Genomic DNA, 18,174 nt, shown 5'->3' on the forward strand with positions numbered 1-18,174 from the left:
GCTGTTGAGTTCTCAAGGAACGGTCGCTTCCTTTGTACTCACCCTCTCGGGCTTTCCTCCGGGCGCTTCCCTTCGGTGTTTCCGACTCTATCAGACCTTTTCTCGATCCGATTTCCTCGGTGCTTTCCAGGTTCCCGCTCTCGCGTTTCCCTTTCCGGCGGTTCCGACTCTATCAGATCCTTTCGGCGTCTGACTCCCAGTCAGGGGGGCTTGTCTTCCCGGCCGTTGGGCCGTTCCGACGTCTCAAACCTTAGCGGATCTGCTCGGCGATTCCCAATCGGGCCACCGGGCTTCCATTCGAATTGAATTCGGGCACGCCGAAAACAACCCGTCCGGGAGATCGTGCTGATGATGTGAGGTGCCGCTCGGGGCGGCTGAGGTGCTGCCGGAGAACCGTTACGGCTCTGTGGCAACCCGAAGAACTTTACGGAACGACCAGGGGGGTGTCAACACCCCTCTGTCAAGATCTTTTACGACCGTCTCAGTCGAGGTCGCTGAGCCGACCGCCGGCGTCCGGCTGGGCGTGCTCCACCCTGCGTAGGAGCCTGGTCAGGACCTCGCCGAGCACCGAGCGCTCCGCGGGGGTGAGGTCCTGGAGCAGGTCCTCCTCGAAGACGGTGGCCAGGCGCATCACTTCCAGCCACTTCTCGCGGCCCTCGGGGGTCAGCTCGACGATCACCCGGACGCGGTTGGACTCGTCGCGCTCCCGGGTGACGAGTCCCTCGGCGACCATGCGGTCGATCCGGTGGGTCATCGCGGCCGGCGTGAGTCCGAGGCGCTTGGCGAGGTCGCTGGGGCCCATGCGGTAGGGAGCACCGGAGAGGACGAGTTCCTTGAGCACCTCCCACTCGGCGTTGCTGATGCCGAGGGCGGAGGTCTGACGGCCGTAGGCGACGTTCATGCGGCGGTTGAGCCGGGACAGCGCCGACACGATCTTCTCGACCTGGGGGTCCAGGTCCTGGAACTCGCGCTGGTAGGCGGCGATCTGCTCTTCGAGCGTCGGCTCTGTGACGCCGGGGGCTGTGTCGGCCATGGGCGCAGTATCGCACGCGGGTGCTTTGCGTTGAAGTCCTTCCGTGTGTAGTCTTTAGCTTCGAACTTTAGCTTTGAAGTCTTCAGGCTTAACTAGTGAGAGAGGTGAACGTGACCAGGGCGATGGGCGCAGCGATGCGCCGGATCCACGTGGGCAACGCACTCAGCGCGTTCGGGCTCGGCTTCACCGTCCCGTACCTGTACGTCTATGTGGCGCAGGTGCGGGGTCTGGGAGCCATGACGGCGGGACTCGTGCTCGCCGTCTTCGCCGTGGCCGCGCTGATCGTGCTGCCGTTCGCCGGCAGGGCGATCGTGCGGCGCGGCCCGCTGCCGGTCCTGCTCGCCGCCCTGGTCACCGCCGCGCTCGGTGCGCTGAGCCTGGGCCTCGCGGGCAACGCCACCGCCGTACTGCTGTCGGCCGCGGCGCTCGGTGCCGGTCAGGCCGTGATGCAGCCGGCGCTGGCGACGATGATCGTGGACTGCTCCACGGCCGACACGCGGTCGCGGGCGTTCGCGATGCAGTTCTTCCTGCAGAACCTGGGGCTCGGTACAGGCGGCCTCATCGGCGGTCATCTCGTCGACACCACGCGCGTGTCGTCGTTCACGGTGCTGTTCGCGATCGAGGCGGCGATGTTCCTGCTGCTGGTCGTGGTGATGGCGACCGTGCGGATGCCGCACTCGCCGCGGATCGAGGACGCCCCGGCACGGTCGGCGAAGGGCAGCTGGAAGCGGCTGCTCGGGAACCGGGCCATGGTGCAGCTGTGTGTGCTGGGCTTTGTGCTGTTCTTCGCCTGCTACGGCCAGTTCGAGTCCGGGCTGAGCGCGTACGGCGTCGAGGCCGCCGGGATATCCACCTCCGCGCTGGGGACGGCCCTGGCCGCGAACACACTGATGATCGTGGTCGCCCAGTTCGCCGTGCTGAAGTTCGTGGAGCGCCGGCGGCGGTCCCGGGTCATCGCCGGTGTCGGTCTGATCTGGGCCGTGGCCTGGCTGGCCGCCGGGTATGCGGGGCTGGGGCACGGCAGCCAGGAGATGGCGACGGCCGCCTTTGTCTCGACGTACGCGCTGTTCGGGCTGGGTGAGGCGATGCTGTCGCCGACGGTCGCTCCGCTGGTCGCCGACCTTGCCCCGGAGGGGATGGCCGGGCAGTACAACTCGGCGTTTGCGCTGGTCAAGCAGTTGGCGCTGGCCGTGGGTCCGGCGGTGGGCGGGCCGCTGGGTGCCGAGCTCCACGGGCCGTACGTGGTGACCTTCCTGCTGTTCTCGTTGGGGATCAGCGTGCTGGCACTGCGGCTGGGCAGGCAGCTCACGCCGGTGCAGGACCAGCCTTGGCTGGCCCGTGGGACCCGGGTCGTCGCCCGGGGTGGAGCACCTGCGGAGTCCCTGGCCGCATAGTCGTGCGGCGCCCGGTGCGGGTCCTGGGTGGGGATCGGGTCGCTTGCCTGCGCCGGCAGGGTGCCGCTGCGCCCACCCGTGCCGCCCCAGCGGCACGACTGCCCGCAGCTACGCATAAGGGGCGCGGGCAACTGCGCGAGCCACCCCCACGGCGCCTAGCTCTTCGGCAGTACGAACTCGCACCAGACGGCCTTGCCGCCGCCAGGCGTTCTGCGGCAGCCCCAGTTCGACGCGATGGTCGCCACGATGGCGATGCCCCGGCCGGACTCGTCACCGGGTTCGGCGCGGCGGCGGCGAGGGAGGTGATCGTCGCCGTCCGTCACCTCGATGATCAGGCGGCGGTCGGTGCGGCGGAGCCGCAGGCGCATGGGCGGAGTGCCGTGCTGGAGCGAGTTGGCGACCAGCTCGCTCGCGGCGAGGACACCGAGATCGTGCAGCTCGGCCGGGAAGCGCCAGCTCGTCAGCACGCCGGAGGCGAACGCACGGGCGCGCGGAGCCGCCTCGACGCCGCCGAGGAGTTCCAGGGCCGCGTTGCGGAAGAGGTCGCCGTCGGGGCCCGTACGGGCGGGGTGCTGGAGGACGAGGACGGCCACGTCGTCGTCGTGGTCGGCGGTGACGCCGGCCGAGCGGACCAGGCGGTCGCAGACGACCTGGGGGGTGCCGGTCGCGCCGGCGAGGGCGCCTTCGAGCGCCGCGATGCCCTCGTCCAGGTCTTCGTCACGGCGTTCGACCAGGCCGTCGGTGTAGAGGACGGCCGTGGAGCCCGGGCCGAGGGCGATGGAGCCGGAGGTGTGCACCCAGCCGCCGGTGCCGAGCGGCGGGCCGGTGGGCTCGTCGGCGCGGGAGACGGTGCCGTTCTCGTCGCGGACCAGGATCGGGAGATGGCCTGCCGAGGCGTAGACCAGCCTGCCCTCGTTGGGGTCGTGGACGGCGTAGACGCAGGTGGCGATCTGGTTGGCGTCGATCTCGGTGGCCAGGCCGTCCAGCAGCTGCAGCACCTCGTGCGGGGGGAGGTCCAGACGGGCGTAGGCCCGGACGGCCGTACGCAACTGGCCCATGACCGCCGCTGCCCGCACCCCCCGGCCCATCACGTCGCCGATCACCAGGGCCGTGCGGCCGCCGCCGAGGGTGATCACGTCGTACCAGTCGCCGCCGACCGCGGCCTCGGTGCCGCCGGGCTGGTAGGTGGCGGCGATGCGCAGGTCGTCGGGTTGTTCCAGTTCCTGCGGGAGCAGGGAGCGCTGGAGGGTCACCGCCGTCTCGCGCTGGCGGCGCTCGCTGGCGCGCAGCCGCTCCGCCGCCTCGGCGTGGTCGGTGACGTCGGTGGCGAAGACGAGCACGCCGCCGTCGCGGTCGCCGTGCTCGTCGACCGGGGTGCAGGTGAAGGTGTAGGAGCGGCCGTCCACGGCCTTGCGGGACTTCAGGGTGCGGGGCTTGCCGCTGCGCAGCACCTGGTCGAGGAGCGGGAGCAGGCCCAGTTCGGAGAGTTCGGGCAGCGCCTCGCGGGCGGGCGTGCCCATGGGCCGTACGCCGAAGGCCGCCACATAGGCGTCGTTGACGTATGCGATGCGGTGGTCGGGGCCGTGCACGAGGGCGACCAGGGCCGGGACCCGGTCGAGGACGTCGCGCGCGGGCAGTTCGTCGACGGCGGGTACCGGGGTCGTGCCATCAATCGGCTGTCCGGCGCGGGCCGCGGGCACGGAGCCTTCCCCCCGCCGGTCCGGGGAGACCGGGGTCTCGGTCCGCGCGGCGGCGCGGCGCTGCGTTCCGGGGAGCCGGGCGCTCCAGCGCGTGAAGTTCACTTGGGAAGAAGCCTCGTGGGTGCTGAGGGCGGGTGGGTGGCCCGCCCGCGGACGTGGGGCAGTCTGGCAGGGGGCGGGCCGCGGCGACATCCGTCAGACGCCTGGGCGGGCCGGGGAGTTCCTGGGTCCGGTCAGGACGACCCCTTCGGGTCGTCCGAGGGGCTGTGAGGAGGCTTTCCACCGGCGGCGAGTTCGAACTCCGCTCGCGGATGTTCGAGCGAACCGAGCGAGACGATCTCCCTCTTGAAGAGCCCGGCGAGGGTCCATTCCGCCAGAACACGGGCCTTTCGGTTGAGGGTGGGCACCCTGCTGAGGTGGTAGACGCGGTGCATGAACCAGGCAGGGTAGCCCTTCAGCTTGCGCCCGTAGACCTGGGCGACGCCCTTGTGCAGGCCGAGGGAGGCGACCGAGCCGACGTACTTGTGGGCGTACGTCTCCAGTGGCTCGCCGCGCAGTGCGTGGGCGATGTTGTCGCCCAGGGTCCGGGCCTGGCGGACGGCGTGCTGGGCGTTGGGGGCGGTCTCGGTGCCGGGTTCGGCGGCGGTGACGTCGGGTACGGCCGCCGCGTCCCCGGCCGCCCAGGCGTGTTCCGTGCCGTCGACGGTCAGCTGGGCGGTGCACTTGAGCCGGCCGCGCGCGGTGAGCGGCAGGTCGGTGGCGGCGAGCAGGGGGCTGGGCTTGACGCCGGCGGTCCACACGATCGTACGGGTCGGGAAGCGCTGGCCGTCGCTGAGGACGGCGACGCGGTCGACGCAGGAGTCCAGCCGGGTTTCGAGGAGCACCTGGATGTTGCGGCGGCGCAGCTGGGTGACGGTGTAGCGGCCCATCTCCTCGCCGACCTCGGGGAGGATGCGGTCGGAGGCCTCCACGAGGATCCACTTCATGTCCTCGGGGCGGACGTTGTGGTAGTAGCGCGCGGCGTAGCGGGCCATGTCCTCCAGTTCGGCGAGCGCCTCCACGCCCGCGTAGCCGCCGCCGACGAAGACGAAGGTGAGGGCGGCGTCGCGGATCGCTGGGTCGCGGGTGGAGGAGGCGATGTCCATCTGCTCGATCACGTGGTTGCGCAGGCCGATGGCCTCTTCGACGGTCTTGAAGCCGATGCCGTGCTCGGCGAGGCCGGGGATGGGCAGCGTGCGGGAGATCGAGCCGGGGGCCAGCACGAGCTCGTCGTAACCGAGGAGTTCGGCCGGTTTTCCCTCCTCGGCGGTGGCGAGCGTGTGGACGACGGCGGTGCGCACCGCGTGGTCGATGGACGTGACCTCGCCGACGACGACATGGCACTGGTCCAGGACCCGGCGCAGCGGTACGACGACATGGCGGGGGGAGATCGAGCCCGCGGCCGCTTCGGGAAGGAACGGCTGGTACGTCATGTAGGGGTCGGGAGTGACGACGGTGATGTCGACGTCCCCCCGCCTGAGCTCGCCCTTCAGCTTCCGCTGCAGACGCAGCGCCGTGTACATCCCGACGTAGCCGCCGCCGACAACCAGAATGCGCGCACGTTCCTTCACCATCCCATGACGCACCCGGCGCTGTTGTTTGTCCACAGCCCCGGCAATTTGTGTGACTGGCGGCCGGGTGTGCGCGGGGCCGGGCGCGCTGTCGGGGCGGGATGAAACGGGCCAGGTCAGCGGGGCCGGGCGAGGGGGAGAGAAGGTGAGGAAACGGGACGTACGAGACCCGTACTCCGATCGAGGGGCGCACTGTGCGGAACCTGCCCCTTCTGAATTGACTCCCTCTCAACTATGTTCGTGTGTCGACGGGGTGTAGGGAATGTGGTCGAACGGGTGCCGCGACGGGCGGACCCGGTCGAGAACGACGTCAGTTCCACGCACTTCGGATCAGAGGCGGGGAGTCTCCGGGGGGAGACGTCATTACCGGGGGAACACATGCATGTTCAGGACACGCATTGGTCATCCGCGGCAGCCATCGCACCCAATGGCGGGGCAATGAGCGCGGCGGTGGGCAACGGACGCGGGGAGGGGTCGCGTACGGCCCCGCTGCGGGTGGACGCACAGCGCAATCTGGAGCACGTGCTGCGTGCGGCGCGTGAGGTCTTCGGCGAGTCGGGGTACGGCGCGCCGATGGAGGACGTGGCCCGGCGGGCCCGGGTGGGTGTCGGCACGGTGTACCGGCGCTTTCCCAGCAAGGACGTGCTGGTCCGGCGGATAGCCGAGGAGGAGACCGCGCGGCTGACCGAGCAGGCGCGGGCCGCGCTCGGACAGGAGGACGAGCCGTGGTCGGCGCTGTCCCGGTTCCTGCGGACGTCCGTGGCGTCGGGGGCGGGGCGGTTGCTGCCGCCGCAGGTCCTGCGGGTCGGCTCCGCCGCTTCGGCCGAGTCGGGTGGGTCTGGCGTGGCGTCCGCCGAGGAGGCTCGGGTGCCTCAGCAGCGGGTGCAGCCGGCGGCCGGTGAGCTTCGGCTGGTGCCCGGGGAGGACTCCGGCGCCGCCGACGACAGCGGGGTCGGGGCGTTGCTCGATGTGGTCGGGCAGTTGGTCGAGCGGGCTCGGGCGGCCGGTGAGCTGCGGGCGGATGTGTCCGTGGGGGACGTGCTGCTGGTGATCGCCACGGCGGCGCCGTCCCTGCCGGATGCTGCGCAGCAGGCGGCGGCAAGTGCGCGGTTGCTGGACATTCTGCTGGAGGGGTTGCGGTCGCGTCCCGCGTAGGGGGGTCGTCCCCGCCGTCGGCGGCTGCGGGTGGGTGCCTTGCAGGCGGTTCGGGGTGGGTGGCCCTGTGGCCTTCGGGCTGATGGTGCGTGGGGGGCGATCGCGCAGTTCCCCGCGCCCCTGGGCAAGCCGCCGGACCGCCTGCCCCCTCGGCGCCCCTCGCCGAAAGCACCCTCTTTCGCGGTCCCTCGTTCGAGTGATGGCCGTAAGTCTGTGCTGACAACGGCCCTCGGATGAGTGGATGCCGTGTACCTGGGGGCCTTGCACAAGAGGCAATGTGGCACTCTGAGCCGGTGACGGGTTGGGCTGGGCCGGTGTCGGGGGCTTTCCGCGATGGGCGTTGACGGGTGGGACGAGTCACGCGACGACGACGCGGGCGCGGAGGCCGCCGCCGGCCCGACCCCGCCCCAGGTGCCGAATCAGGGCGGGCGTCCGGCTTCCACCGGCGGGCGACACGCGAAGAGCGTGCCCGCCCAGCGTGCGGGCAGCGTGCCGCCGCCCCGGGAGATGCCGTCCGACGACGGCGAGCTGATCGAGCGGATGCGCGGCGGTGACGACTCCGCGTACGAGGAGCTCTATCGGCGGCATGCGGACTCCGTACGGCGGTATGCGCGCACCTGCTGCCGGGACGGGCACACCGCCGACGACCTGACGGCGGAGGTCTTCGCGCGGATGCTGCAGGCGGTGCGCGGGGGATCCGGGCCCAGGCACGCCGTGCGGGCCTATCTGCTGACCTCCGTGCGGCGCGTCGCCGCGCACTGGGCCAAGTCCGCCCGGCGCGAGCAGATCGTGGACGACTTCGCCGTCTTCGCCCAGCAGGCCTCGCGCGCCTCGGAGGTGTCCGACGACGGCACGCTGGACCCCGGCGCCGATGTGCGCGCGATGCACGAGGCCGAGCAGTCCATGGCGATGCGGGCCTTCCGCTCGCTGCCCGAGCGCTGGCAGGCCGTGCTGTGGCACACCGAGGTGGAGGACGAGTCCGCGAGCGAAGTGGCCGTGCTGTTCGGGCTGGACGCCAACGGCACCCGCGTGCTGGCGAGCCGCGCCCGCGAGGGACTGAAGCAGGCCTACCTCCAGGCCCACGTCAGCGCCTCCCTCGCCGGTGACCAGGAGTGTGCCCGCTACGCCGACCAGCTCGGCGGCTACGCCCGCCGAAAACTGCGCATCCGTGCCGAACGTGGCCTGCGCAAGCACCTGGAGGAATGCGCCAAGTGCCGGCTGGCGGCCGCGCAGATCGAAGAGGTCGCCGGCGGTATCCCCGGCGTCGTCCCGGTCGCGGTCATCGGCTGGTTCGGGGCCGCCGGGTACGCCAAGGCGCTCGGCATCATCGCCGGGAACGCCGGGGCGGGGGCGGCGGGTGCCGCCGCGGCGGCCACCGGGTCGTCGTCCGGCGGGGCCGGTGGTGCGGGCGGTGCCGCGGCCCCGGAGGCGGTCGGGGCACCGGTGAAGGCGGGGATCGCGGCCGGTGTGGTCGCGGTGGCCGCCGCCGCGGTGGCACTGGCCCTGGTGAACGACAGCCGTCCGCCGGCAAAGGACGTCGCCAAGCCGTCGCCGTCCGCGCCTGTCGTACGGCCTCCGGCGCCGAAGCCAAGCCCGTCGAAGAAGCAGCCCTCGCCGGCGCCGGTGGTGCTCGCCCACGAGCCGACGCCCCCTCCGCCGCCGACGCCCACTCCGAAACCCACGCCCAAGCCGACGCCCAAGCCCAGCCCACCACCGACGCCCACTCCCAAACCCGCGCCCAAACCCACGCCCAAGCCGACGCCCCCTCCGCCGCCGACGCCCACCGTCTACGAGCTGAGCGATCTCGCCTACGACGTCGACGGTGACGGCACCAAGCCCGAGATCCGGCTCGCCGAGAGCAGTTGGGTGTGGCAGCGCCACGGCATGTCGATCGACGGCGAGCAGTACGCGCGCGGGGTGACCGTGCACGGCGAGTCCTCCGTCACTATCGCCCTCAACCGGCAGTGCACCGCCTACGACGCACTGGCCGGCGTCGACGACATGACGCTCGGCCTCGGCAAGGTGTCCTTCTCCGTCTGGGCGGACGGGGTCCGGCTGTGGCAGTCGGGGATGGTCAAGGGGCGCGACCAGGCCGTGCCCGTCCATGTGGACCTCACCGGGCGCGGGGTCGTACGGCTCGTCGTACGGCCGCACAGCAACGTCTTCGACCAGGCGGCGCTCGCGGACTGGGCGGAGTCCCGGCTCACCTGCCGGTAGGCCGGAGGGGCCGGGAGGACGGCGGTGGTCGTCACCGGCCGTGCTCGACGGCCGGCTCCGCCGCGCCGAGCTCCCGCAGTACGTCGGCCACGCCCAGGGACGCGCCCCGGGCGCGCTCGGCCGCGTACCGCTCGGGCGGCAGGGCTGCGCGGGCTTCGGCCTGCACCCGGGCGGCCTCGCTGCACTCCGGCTCGGGACGCGGATTGCCGTCGCGCCAGTGGTCCGCGGCGGCGAACAGCCGGACCGCGCCAGCCAGATCGCCGCATCGGGCCCGCAATCCGGCCGCGATGTCCACCAGCCCCGCCGTGATCGACTCGGCGCACCGCTGGGCCACGGCCACGCGGAGCGCCTCGGTGATGAGCGGCAGCCCGTGCGCGGGGCCCGACTCGTCGGCGGCGAGGAGCGCCTCGACGCTGCGCAGGGCCGCCTCGAACTGCGGTGGCGGGGTGCCGCCGCGGGCCGTGGCGCGGGTCTCCTCGTACAGCTCGCGGGCACGGGCGGGCTGCCCGTCGTACAGAGCGATATGGGCGAGCAGCAGCAGCACGAAGGCACGCGCCTCCGACACCGCGTACCGGTCGGCGGCCGCTCCCGCCTCCTCCAGGGCGGCCAGCGCGGTCTTCGGGTCGCCGGAGCGGTAGGAGATCTCGGCGAGGCGGGCGAGCAGGAACGGCGACTCGGCGTAGGCCCCCACCTCGTAGGCCAGGCGCAGTGCTTCCTCGTACTCACCGCGTGCCTCGGCGAACCTGCCGCGGGCCATGGCCGCCTCGCCGGCCGCGCTGCACACCTGGGCCCGCATCCAGCGGTCCCCGACGCGCCGGCTGAGCGTCCGCAGCTCGGCCAGGTCCTCGTCCACGCCGCGCAGGTTGCCCGGGGAGTCGACGATCACATGGGTGCGGAACATCAGGGAGACGCCGATCTCCCAGTCGCCGCCGTACGCCCGGCAGTTGGCCACGGCTGCGGCCATGTCCGGGCCGATGTCCGCCGGGCCGCCCAGGTAGTAGGCGGTCATCGGCCACACGATGCCCGGGAGCCGGGCGGCCTGCGGCCCGCCGTGCTCGTAGGCGGCACGGACGCGCGCGATGTACTCCGGGGCGCGCGGGTCGGCCGCGAGGTGCTCGGTGCTCGACTCTGAGGTCAGGAACAGGTCGAGCATCCGCACGTCCATCCGCAGTTCCCGCAGCGGATGCCCGGCCTCGCCGTCGGGCACGGCGAGGAAGCCGCCCACGGGGTCGGCCGACTCCGTCAGGGACATCAGGTCGGGGGCGGCACCGAGGGGTTCCGGAGTCGCCGGGCTCGCCAGGGTGTCCAGGACCACGCCCAGGCGGAGGACCAGACGGACCCAGGCGATCGCTTCCTGGCGGTGGTTGCGGAGCCACCAGAACCAGCAGATGGCCAGGACAATCGCGGCCGCCTCCGGCTCGTCCCCGGCGCGCACGGAGCGGTCCAGGGCGGCCCGGATGTTGTCCAGCTCGGTCTCCAGGCGGGAGATCCAGGGCAGTTGGTCCCCCGAGCGCAGGCGCGGCTCGGCCTCCTCCACCAGCGCCCGCACCCACGCGCGATGCCGGCGCTCGGCGGCGGCGCGCAGTCCGGGGACCTCCGTCGCGCGCTCGGTGGCGTACTCGTGGATGGTCTCCAGCATGCGGTAGCGCATGCCGCCGGAGCCGTCGGGACCGCTGGGCGCGGCCACGACGAGGGACTTGTCGACGAGGGCGCCGATCAGGTCGGCCGCCGGCCCGGTGCACACGGCCTCGGCCGCCGCGAGGTCCCAGCCGCCGGCGAACACCGACACCTCGCGCAGCACCGTGCGCTCGCGTTCGTCCAGCAGGTCCCAGGACCAGTCGACGACCGCACGCAGGGTCTGCTGGCGGGGCAGGACCGTGCGGCTTCCGGAGGTGAGCAGGCGGAAGCGGTCGTCGAGCCGGTCGGCGATCTGCCGCGGGGTCAGCAGCCTGAGCCGGGCCGCGGCCAGCTCGATGGCGAGCGGCAGCCCGTCCAGGCGGCAGCAGATCTCCGCCACGGCCCCGGTGTCGGCGAGCACCGCTTCGGCGTCGGGACGGACGGCCTTCGCGCGCTCGGCGAACAGGCGGTGCGCCTGCTCCGGGACGAGGGGCTCGACCGGGCGCACCGACTCACCGGGGACGCCGAGGGGTTCACGGCTGGTCGCGAGGACCGTGAGCCCCGGGCAGTGGGTGAGGAGGGTCTCGGCGAGGGCGGCGGCCGCGCCAATGACGTGTTCGCAGTTGTCAAGGATCAGGAGTTGGCTGCGCGGGGCGCAGTACTCGATCAGCAGGGCGACGGGGTCGGCCTGGGGGGGCGCCAGCTCGTTCGTCAGCAGCACGGTCTCGCGCAGACCGAGCGCGCTGACCACCGCGCCGGGCACCGCCTCCGGATGGTCGAGCGGGGCCAGCTCGACCAGCCATGCCTGGGGGAGCCCTGCGGCGGCCTCCTCGGCGAGGCGGGTCTTTCCCGAGCCGCCCGGCCCGGTGAGCGTGACCAGGCGGTCCCTGTGCAAGTCGGAACGAATGGCCTCGAGTTCTGGTTCCCGCCCGACGAAGGACGTCAGACGGGGGCGGAGATTGCCGGTCCGCTCGGGCGGTTGAGCGGGGGTCGGCGGCATCGGTGGGTTCGGTGACTTCGATGGCTGCGGCCGTGACTGTGGTTCCTGCTGCCTGAGCAACGACGCGTGCAGGGCTTGGAGTTCCCGGCCCGGGTCGGTGCCGAGGGTGTCGGCGAGGGTGCGTCGGGCGGACTCGTACGCGGCGAGGGCGGCGGCGGGGCGGCCGGTGTCGCGCAGGGCGCGGATGAGCAGGGCGTGCAGGGGCTCGTCCAGCGGGTGGGCCGTGGTGAGTTCCGTCAGCTCCGGTACGACGTCCGGGGCGCGGCCGAGGTCGAGGGCGGCGGCGGCCCGGGCGCGGGTGGCCGCCAGGCGCAGGGCCTCCGGGCGGGTGGCGGCGGTGCGGTCGGGGAGGTCGGCGAGGGCGGGGCCGTGCCAGAGGGCGAGGGCGTCGGTGAGGGTGCGGTGCGCGGTGGCCGGGTCACCGGTGGCGAGGGCCTTGGTGCCGGCGTCGACGAGGCGTTCGAAGACGTACAGGTCCACGTCGTCCTCCGTCGCTTCCAGGCGGTAGCCGCCCGGGGTGGAGGCGATGGTGTGTCGGCCGAGGGTGCGGCGGAGGCGGCCGACGAGGGCCTGGAGGGCGGCGGGGGCGTCGCTCGGGTGGTCGCCGGCCCAGATCTCGTCGATGAGGGTTTCGGGGGTGGTGGTGCGGGCGGGGCGGAGGGCCAGGGCGGTGAGCAGTGTGCGGAGGCGTGGGCCGCCGATGGGTACGAGGGTGCCCTGTTCGTCCGCTGCTTGGGCCACGCCCAGGATTCTGTACCGCACCTGGACATTGTCGCGGGGGGCTCGGGGTGAGGCACGGGGGTTTCCCACCCTTGCCGCGCCGGCGGCACGGCTGCCCGCAGGCTACGGCGGCAGGGGCGCCCCGTGAGGGGCGCGGGGAACGGCGCGACCGGCCCCCACCGGCCGCGGCGGCGTACGGCGGGAGCCACCCCGTACAGGGGCCTGGGGCGACAGCCCCCGGCAGGGCAGGGGCAGCGCCCCCAGCCGTCACGCGCCGGAGGCCAGGGCGCCCCTTCTCGGCTGGATCCCGGAGGGCACCGCACGCGCGCGTGCCGGTGTTCCCGTCCAGCATGTGCCCCGGCGGGAGAGCAGGCGGTGGAGCCAGAGTTCGAGGGAGACGAGGTCGGCGAGGCCGTCGAGGGGGAGGGTGTCGCCGGCGGCGGCGTCGCGCAGGGCCGTGCGGATGACGCGGGCCTCCACCAGGCCGGCGTCGGCCAGGAGAGGGGTGGCGAAGAGGTCCTGGAGGGGGTCGGCCGCCACGCGCAGGCCCGCGCGTGCGGCCGCCGCCGAGGAGGCGTGGGAGGGAGCGCCCCAGCCGGGCGGGAGGTCGGTGACGCCGGCGCCCTCCAGGACCGTACGGAGGATCGAGGAGCGGGCGCCCGGTTGGACGCGCAGGGCTTCGGGGAGGGCGCGGCAGGCGCGGACGACCTGGTTGTCGAGGAACGGCGCGTGCAGGCGCTGGGAGCGGATCTCGGCGGCCTGTTCCAGGACGCGCAGGTCGGCGGCGTGGCGGGCGAGGGCGGCACGCGCGCGGTACTCGCCGGGGCGCTGGGCGCCGGTTGCCGAGCGGTCGGCCTCCGCCTGCAGCAGAACCGATACTTCGGCCAGGGCCTCCCCGGTCAGCCAGCGGGCCGCCGGCCCGGGTCTGGCCCAGGTCAGCGCGGCGAGGGACGCGCCGACCGCTCCCCCGGGCTCGTCGAAGCGGCGCCGCATCAGCCGCTCGGCCAGCACCTCCAGGCCGGCCCGGTAGGGCGTGCGGGCGAGCCGTCGGGCGGCGCCGTACACGCGCGCGGGGACCATCACCGAGCCGTCGGCCTTGGCGAGCGCGGCGACGGGCCGGACGAGGTGGCGCCGTTTGCGGTCCATCAGGAGATCGGCCAGGCGGGCGGGGTGGGCGTCCAGGACCTGGCGGGCGCCGTGGCCGGTGAAGTGGTCGGCGCTGCCGGCGGCGAGGCGGGCGCGGTGCCGGGCGGCGGTGACCAGCGAGGGGCCGGGTTCGTCGGTGAGGGGGCCGTCGAGCTCAGCGTAGGGCAGGGTCTCCTCGGCGCCGGTCACGACGACGTGGTGCAGGCGCGGATTGGCGGCCAGCGCGCCGGCGCGCTCCAGTTCGGCCTCGCGGCCGCCCACGGCCAGGTCGTTGAAGGTGACGGCGAGGAGCCGCTCGCCCGCGCCCGTGCCGTGGCCCAGCAGCGTGCCGGGTCTGCCGGGCAGGCCTGCGGCAAGGAGCGCGAGGGTACCGGAGGCGGGGCCGCCGGAGAGGTCGGCGCCGATGCCGGGCACGGGCATCCCGCGCCGGGCCCGCCGCTCGGCCGGGCCCATGCCGGGGACCGGGCCGGGGTCGAGGTCGGGCACGTGCCGCGGGGCCGCCAACCGCGCGCGTACCGCCTCCACCAGGGCGTCCCGTACGGCGTCCACGGCGCGGTCGGGGTCGGCCGGGGCCGCGGCCACGGCGAGGGAGGCGACCGGCTCGTACCCGGCGATCTCGCGCGCCCCCGCGCGCAGCACGAGCGCGTGTCCCGGCGGAACGCGCCGTACGCCCTCGTACGGGGTGGTGTCGCGCAGCGCCGCCGGTACGTCCGGGGCGGCGAGCAGGGCGGCCAGGTGGCCGAAGTCGAGGTTGGCCTCGATGAGGTCGGCGAGGGGCAGCGCGGCGGTGGCGTAGGCGGTGCCGCCGGCCCAGGGGGTGTGGAACACCGGGCGGGCGCCCGCGAGATCGCCGCAGACGGTGATGCGGCGGCCCACCTTGACGACGGCCGTGTAGCTGCCGGGCCACGCGGTCAGATGGCGCAGTGCGCCCCCGCGCGCGGTGAACAGGCCGCGCCGCAGCTCCTCGTCGGAGGCGCCGCAGATGCCGAGGACCGCGATGCGGTTGTCCGCGTCGGCCTTCACCACGCGCACCTCGTCCGGGCGCCAGTCGCCGACGGCCCACAGCGGATCCGGGTCGCCCCACAGGAGTTGGGAGCCGACCGGGTGCAGGGTCTCGCCGTCGTAACCGGTGGCGCCCGCGGAACCGATCCCGGCGATACCCGCGGCGGTGCTGCTCCAACCCACCAACCACCGCATCGACGCCTCCACCGGCTGTGGACAACAGTGCACCGTACGAACCGGATCCCCATGCTGCCATGAGAGGCGCGTGGTGGAAGGTCAGCGGCACCGGCTTCGATCGAGGGAAATGCTTGGCGGGCCTGCGGGCGGTGCGACTCGAATGCGCCCCCTGTACGCTCCCCCAAAACACCCTTCACGCCCTCAAGTTGCATGGTCGGAGCACATGTCAAGCGCGACAGGTGGGGGCGATTTTCAGCCAAATACGCTGAGCGAAGCCGGGTTTGAGCACGCTCCGTACAGGCCTGCGGAAAGCGCGGCGGCGCGGACATGCGCACAGTCCGGGAGGCGGGCAGCGCCTCCCGGACCGGTCCGCCACCCGCGGGGATGAAGGTGGCGGTGTCCCCCAGCCCACTGGATCCAGTACAGCGGGCCGACCCACGCAAGAGCCATGGAACCGCTCCCCCGGTGGCCGGAGAAGAGCGCACGGACGGGCGCACGGCCACACGGGCGGGGGCACGAGGCGACGGGCCGTGCACGGTGCGTACAGGACCGCACTTCCGTACGGACCACAATCCCGCCATCCGGAACAATGCCCCTTAACGCTTGGGATGCGGCGAACTACGCTGGGTTTACGAATGCCGCATGGTTATGCCAGCGCGGCAGCCGTCTGTGTCGAGGGGTGGCGCATGTCCAGGGAGCAACGCGGGCCGAACGAAAAGCTCGGCGCCGTTCTCGCCCTCGCGGGAATCAGCAACGCAGGACTCGCCAGGCGCGTCAACGACCTTGGGGCGCAACGCGGGTTGACTCTTCGTTACGACAAGACCTCCGTGGCGCGCTGGGTGTCGAAGGGGATGGTGCCGCAGGGCGCGGCGCCGCACCTCATCGCGGCCGCCATCGGCCAGAAGCTCGGCCGCCCGGTGCCGCTCCACGAGATCGGCCTGGCGGACGCGGATCCGGCGCCCGAAGTGGGCCTCGCCTTCCCCAGAGACGTCGGACAGGCGGTGAAGTCGGCGACGGAGCTGTACCGTCTCGACCTCGCCGGGCGCCGGGCCGGCTCCGGCGGCATCTGGCAGTCGCTCGCCGGATCGTTCGCAGTGAGCGCATACGCAACGCCCGCCTCACGCTGGCTGATAACCCCCGCCGACAGCTCGGTCGCGCGGGAGGCGGGCTCTGCCGAGGGCTCCGGCGCACCGATCAAAGTCGGCCACAGCGATGTGCAGAAGCTGCGGGAGGCCGCCGAGGACGCCCGGCGCTGGGACTCCAAGTACGGAGGCGGGGACTGGCGTTCCTCGATGGTGCCGGAGTGCCTGCGGGTGGAGGCGGCGCCCCTGCTGCTCGGCGCCTACTCCGACGAAGTGGGCCGCGCGCTCTTCGGGGCGTCCGCCGAACTCACCCGGCTCGCCGGATGGATGGCCTTCGACACCGGTCAGCAGGAGGCCGCGCAGCGGTACTACATCCAGGCGCTGCGGCTCGCGCGCGCGGCGGCGGACGTCCCGCTGGGGGGCTATGTCCTGGCCTCCATGTCGCTTCAGGCGACTTATCGCGGCTTCGGTGACGAGGGGGTCGATCTGGCGCAGGCCGCGCTGGAGCGCAACCGCGGGCTGGCGACCGCGCGCACGATGAGTTTCTTCCGGCTGGTGGAGGCGCGGGCACACGCGCGTGCGGGGGATGCGCAGGCGGCGGGTGCGGCGTTGAAGGCGGCGGAGGGTTGGCTGGAGCGGTCGCGGGAGGGCGACAACGATCCTTCTTGGCTTGGTTTCTATGGATATGACCGTTTCGCCGCTGATGCGGCCGAGTGCTACCGGGATCTGAAGGCCCCGCGGCAGGTGCGGAGGTTCACGGAACAGGCCCTGTCCAAGCCGACCGAGGAGTTCGTGCGGTCGCACGGGCTGCGGCTGGTCGTCTCGGCCGTCGCCGAGCTGGAGTCCGGGAACCTCGACGCCGCCTGCGAGCAGGGAGTGCGGGCCGTGGAGGTGGCCGGTCGGATCTCGTCGGCGCGCACGACCGAGTATGTGAAGGACCTCCTGCACCGGCTGGAGCCGTACGGGGACGAGCCGAGGGTGGTGGAGCTGCGGGAGCGGGCTCGGCCGCTGCTGATGGCCCCGGCCTGAGAACCCGCACCGGCCGCGTTTGAAGGCGTTGTCAGTGGCGCAGTGCACTATCGAGGTGGGAGGTGGTGCAGGTGCCGGTCGGGGCATACGACTGTGATGTGCTCGTGGTCGGCGGGGGGATCGTCGGGCTGTCCACGGCGTACGCGATCACGCGGGCCGCGCCGGGTACGGCGGTCACCGTGCTGGAGAAGGAGCCCGGGCCGGCCCGGCACCAGACGGGGCGCAACAGCGGGGTCATCCACAGCGGGATCTACTACCGGCCGGGCTCCCTCAAGGCGAGGTACGCGGTGCGGGGCGCCGCCGAGATGGTGAAGTTCTGCGCCGAGTACGGCATCGCGCACGCCGTCACCGGCAAGCTGATCGTCGCCACGGACCGGGAGGAGCTGCCCCGGCTGCACGCGCTCGTGCAGCGCGGCCGGGAGAACGGCATTCCGGTGCGGGAGCTGGGGTCCGCCCAGATCGGTGAGTACGAGCCCGAGGTGCGCGGGCTGGCGGCGATACACGTCGGCACCACCGGGGTGTGCGACTTCGTGGGGGTCGCCCGGCAGCTGGCGCGGGGCTCGGGCGCGGAGATCCGGTACGGGGCGCGGGTCGTACGGGTGGACCGGCGGCCGGAGCGGGGCGTGGCCGTGCTCACCTCGGGGGGAGACGTCGTACGCGCGCGCGTGCTGGTGAACTGCGCCGGGCTGTACTGCGACGAGCTGGCGCGGCTGACCGGGGACGAGCCCGAGGTGCGGATCGTGCCGTTCCGCGGGGAGTACTACGAGCTGGCGCGGCCGGAGCTGGTGCGCGGGCTGGTGTATCCGGTGCCCGATCCGGCCTTCCCCTTCCTCGGGGTCCATCTGACCCGGGGCATCGACGGAGGCGTGCACGTCGGCCCCAACGCGGTGCCGGCACTGGCCCGGGAGGGGTACGGCTGGGGGGTCGTACGCCCCCGGGAGCTGGCCGGGACCATGGCGTGGCCGGGGTCGTGGGCGATCGCCCGGCGGCACTGGAGATACGGCGCGGGGGAGCTGCACCGCTCGCTGTCGAAGGCGGCGTTCCTGGAAGCGGTGCGCAGACTGCTGCCCGGAGCGGAGTCGGACGACCTGGTGCGGGCCCCTGCCGGGGTGCGGGCGCAGGCGGTGCTGCGGGACGGGACACTGGTGGACGACTTCTTGATCAAGGAGGGGGCTCGTGCCGTGCATGTACTGAACGCGCCCTCGCCCGCGGCGACCGCTTCCCTGCCGATCGGGCGGGAAGTGGGGCGCCGGGTGCTGGACATGCTCGGTTCGCTGTAGCGGCCGTCCCGG

At 73.1% G+C, this 18,174-nt stretch carries 10 protein-coding genes; 5 read left to right on the plus strand and 5 right to left on the minus strand.

What is annotated here, in order from left to right:
• Nucleotides 1-481: 481 nt before the first annotated feature.
• Nucleotides 482-1,033 (minus strand): MarR family winged helix-turn-helix transcriptional regulator, encoded by a 552-nt coding sequence (locus tag ACWCQS_RS14400; RefSeq protein WP_451004741.1) that lies wholly within the window; start codon nt 1,031-1,033, stop codon nt 482-484.
• Nucleotides 1,034-1,167: 134 nt separating this feature from the next.
• Here ACWCQS_RS14400 and ACWCQS_RS14405 point away from each other — a divergent pair, with 134 nt between their 5' ends.
• The gene (locus ACWCQS_RS14405) at nt 1,168-2,427 is read left to right on the plus strand and encodes an MFS transporter (RefSeq protein WP_451005070.1); all 1,260 of its coding nucleotides are present in this window, start codon (nt 1,168-1,170) and stop codon (nt 2,425-2,427) included.
• 155 nt (nt 2,428-2,582) lie between these two features.
• Here ACWCQS_RS14405 and ACWCQS_RS14410 read toward each other — a convergent pair whose 3' ends face one another.
• Entirely contained in the window at nt 2,583-4,229 is a 1,647-nt protein-coding gene (locus ACWCQS_RS14410; protein WP_451004742.1) for an ATP-binding SpoIIE family protein phosphatase, read from the minus strand.
• Between the two features lie 131 nt (nt 4,230-4,360).
• Nucleotides 4,361-5,740 (minus strand): NAD(P)/FAD-dependent oxidoreductase, encoded by a 1,380-nt coding sequence (locus ACWCQS_RS14415; RefSeq protein WP_451004743.1) that lies wholly within the window; start codon nt 5,738-5,740, stop codon nt 4,361-4,363.
• Nucleotides 5,741-6,115: 375 nt separating this feature from the next.
• Between ACWCQS_RS14415 and ACWCQS_RS14420 the strand changes: the two genes are divergently transcribed.
• Together ACWCQS_RS14420 and ACWCQS_RS14425 are read left to right on the plus strand one after the other, a co-directional pair.
• A complete protein-coding gene (locus ACWCQS_RS14420; RefSeq protein WP_451004744.1) occupies nt 6,116-6,892 on the plus strand; it encodes a TetR/AcrR family transcriptional regulator in 777 nt (258 codons plus the stop codon).
• Between the two features lie 333 nt (nt 6,893-7,225).
• Nucleotides 7,226-9,109, plus strand: a complete 1,884-nt coding sequence (locus tag ACWCQS_RS14425; RefSeq protein WP_451004745.1) for a sigma-70 family RNA polymerase sigma factor — start codon at nt 7,226-7,228, stop codon at nt 9,107-9,109.
• A 31-nt stretch (nt 9,110-9,140) separates the two neighbouring features.
• On the opposite strand, the gene ACWCQS_RS14430 is transcribed toward ACWCQS_RS14425, so the two are convergent.
• Both ACWCQS_RS14430 and ACWCQS_RS14435 read right to left on the minus strand, forming a co-directional pair.
• Complete coding sequence (locus tag ACWCQS_RS14430) at nt 9,141-12,488, minus strand: BTAD domain-containing putative transcriptional regulator (RefSeq protein WP_451004746.1); 3,348 nt, start codon at nt 12,486-12,488, stop codon at nt 9,141-9,143.
• Nucleotides 12,489-12,713: 225 nt separating this feature from the next.
• On the minus strand, nt 12,714-14,789 hold the full coding sequence (locus ACWCQS_RS14435; RefSeq protein ID WP_451004747.1) for an asparagine synthase-related protein: 2,076 nt from the start codon (nt 14,787-14,789) through the stop codon (nt 12,714-12,716).
• A gap of 668 nt (nt 14,790-15,457) precedes the next feature.
• Between ACWCQS_RS14435 and ACWCQS_RS14440 the strand changes: the two genes are divergently transcribed.
• Together ACWCQS_RS14440 and lhgO are read left to right on the plus strand one after the other, a co-directional pair.
• Complete coding sequence (locus ACWCQS_RS14440) at nt 15,458-16,882, plus strand: MFS transporter (RefSeq protein ID WP_388622368.1); 1,425 nt, start codon at nt 15,458-15,460, stop codon at nt 16,880-16,882.
• Between the two features lie 62 nt (nt 16,883-16,944).
• Nucleotides 16,945-18,162 carry an L-2-hydroxyglutarate oxidase gene (lhgO, locus tag ACWCQS_RS14445; RefSeq protein ID WP_451004748.1) on the plus strand — a complete coding sequence of 406 codons (1,218 nt, stop codon included), beginning with the start codon at nt 16,945-16,947 and terminating at the stop codon, nt 18,160-18,162.
• Nucleotides 18,163-18,174 lie beyond the last annotated feature (12 nt).

The organism is Streptomyces sp. NPDC002076 (assembly GCF_053593835.1).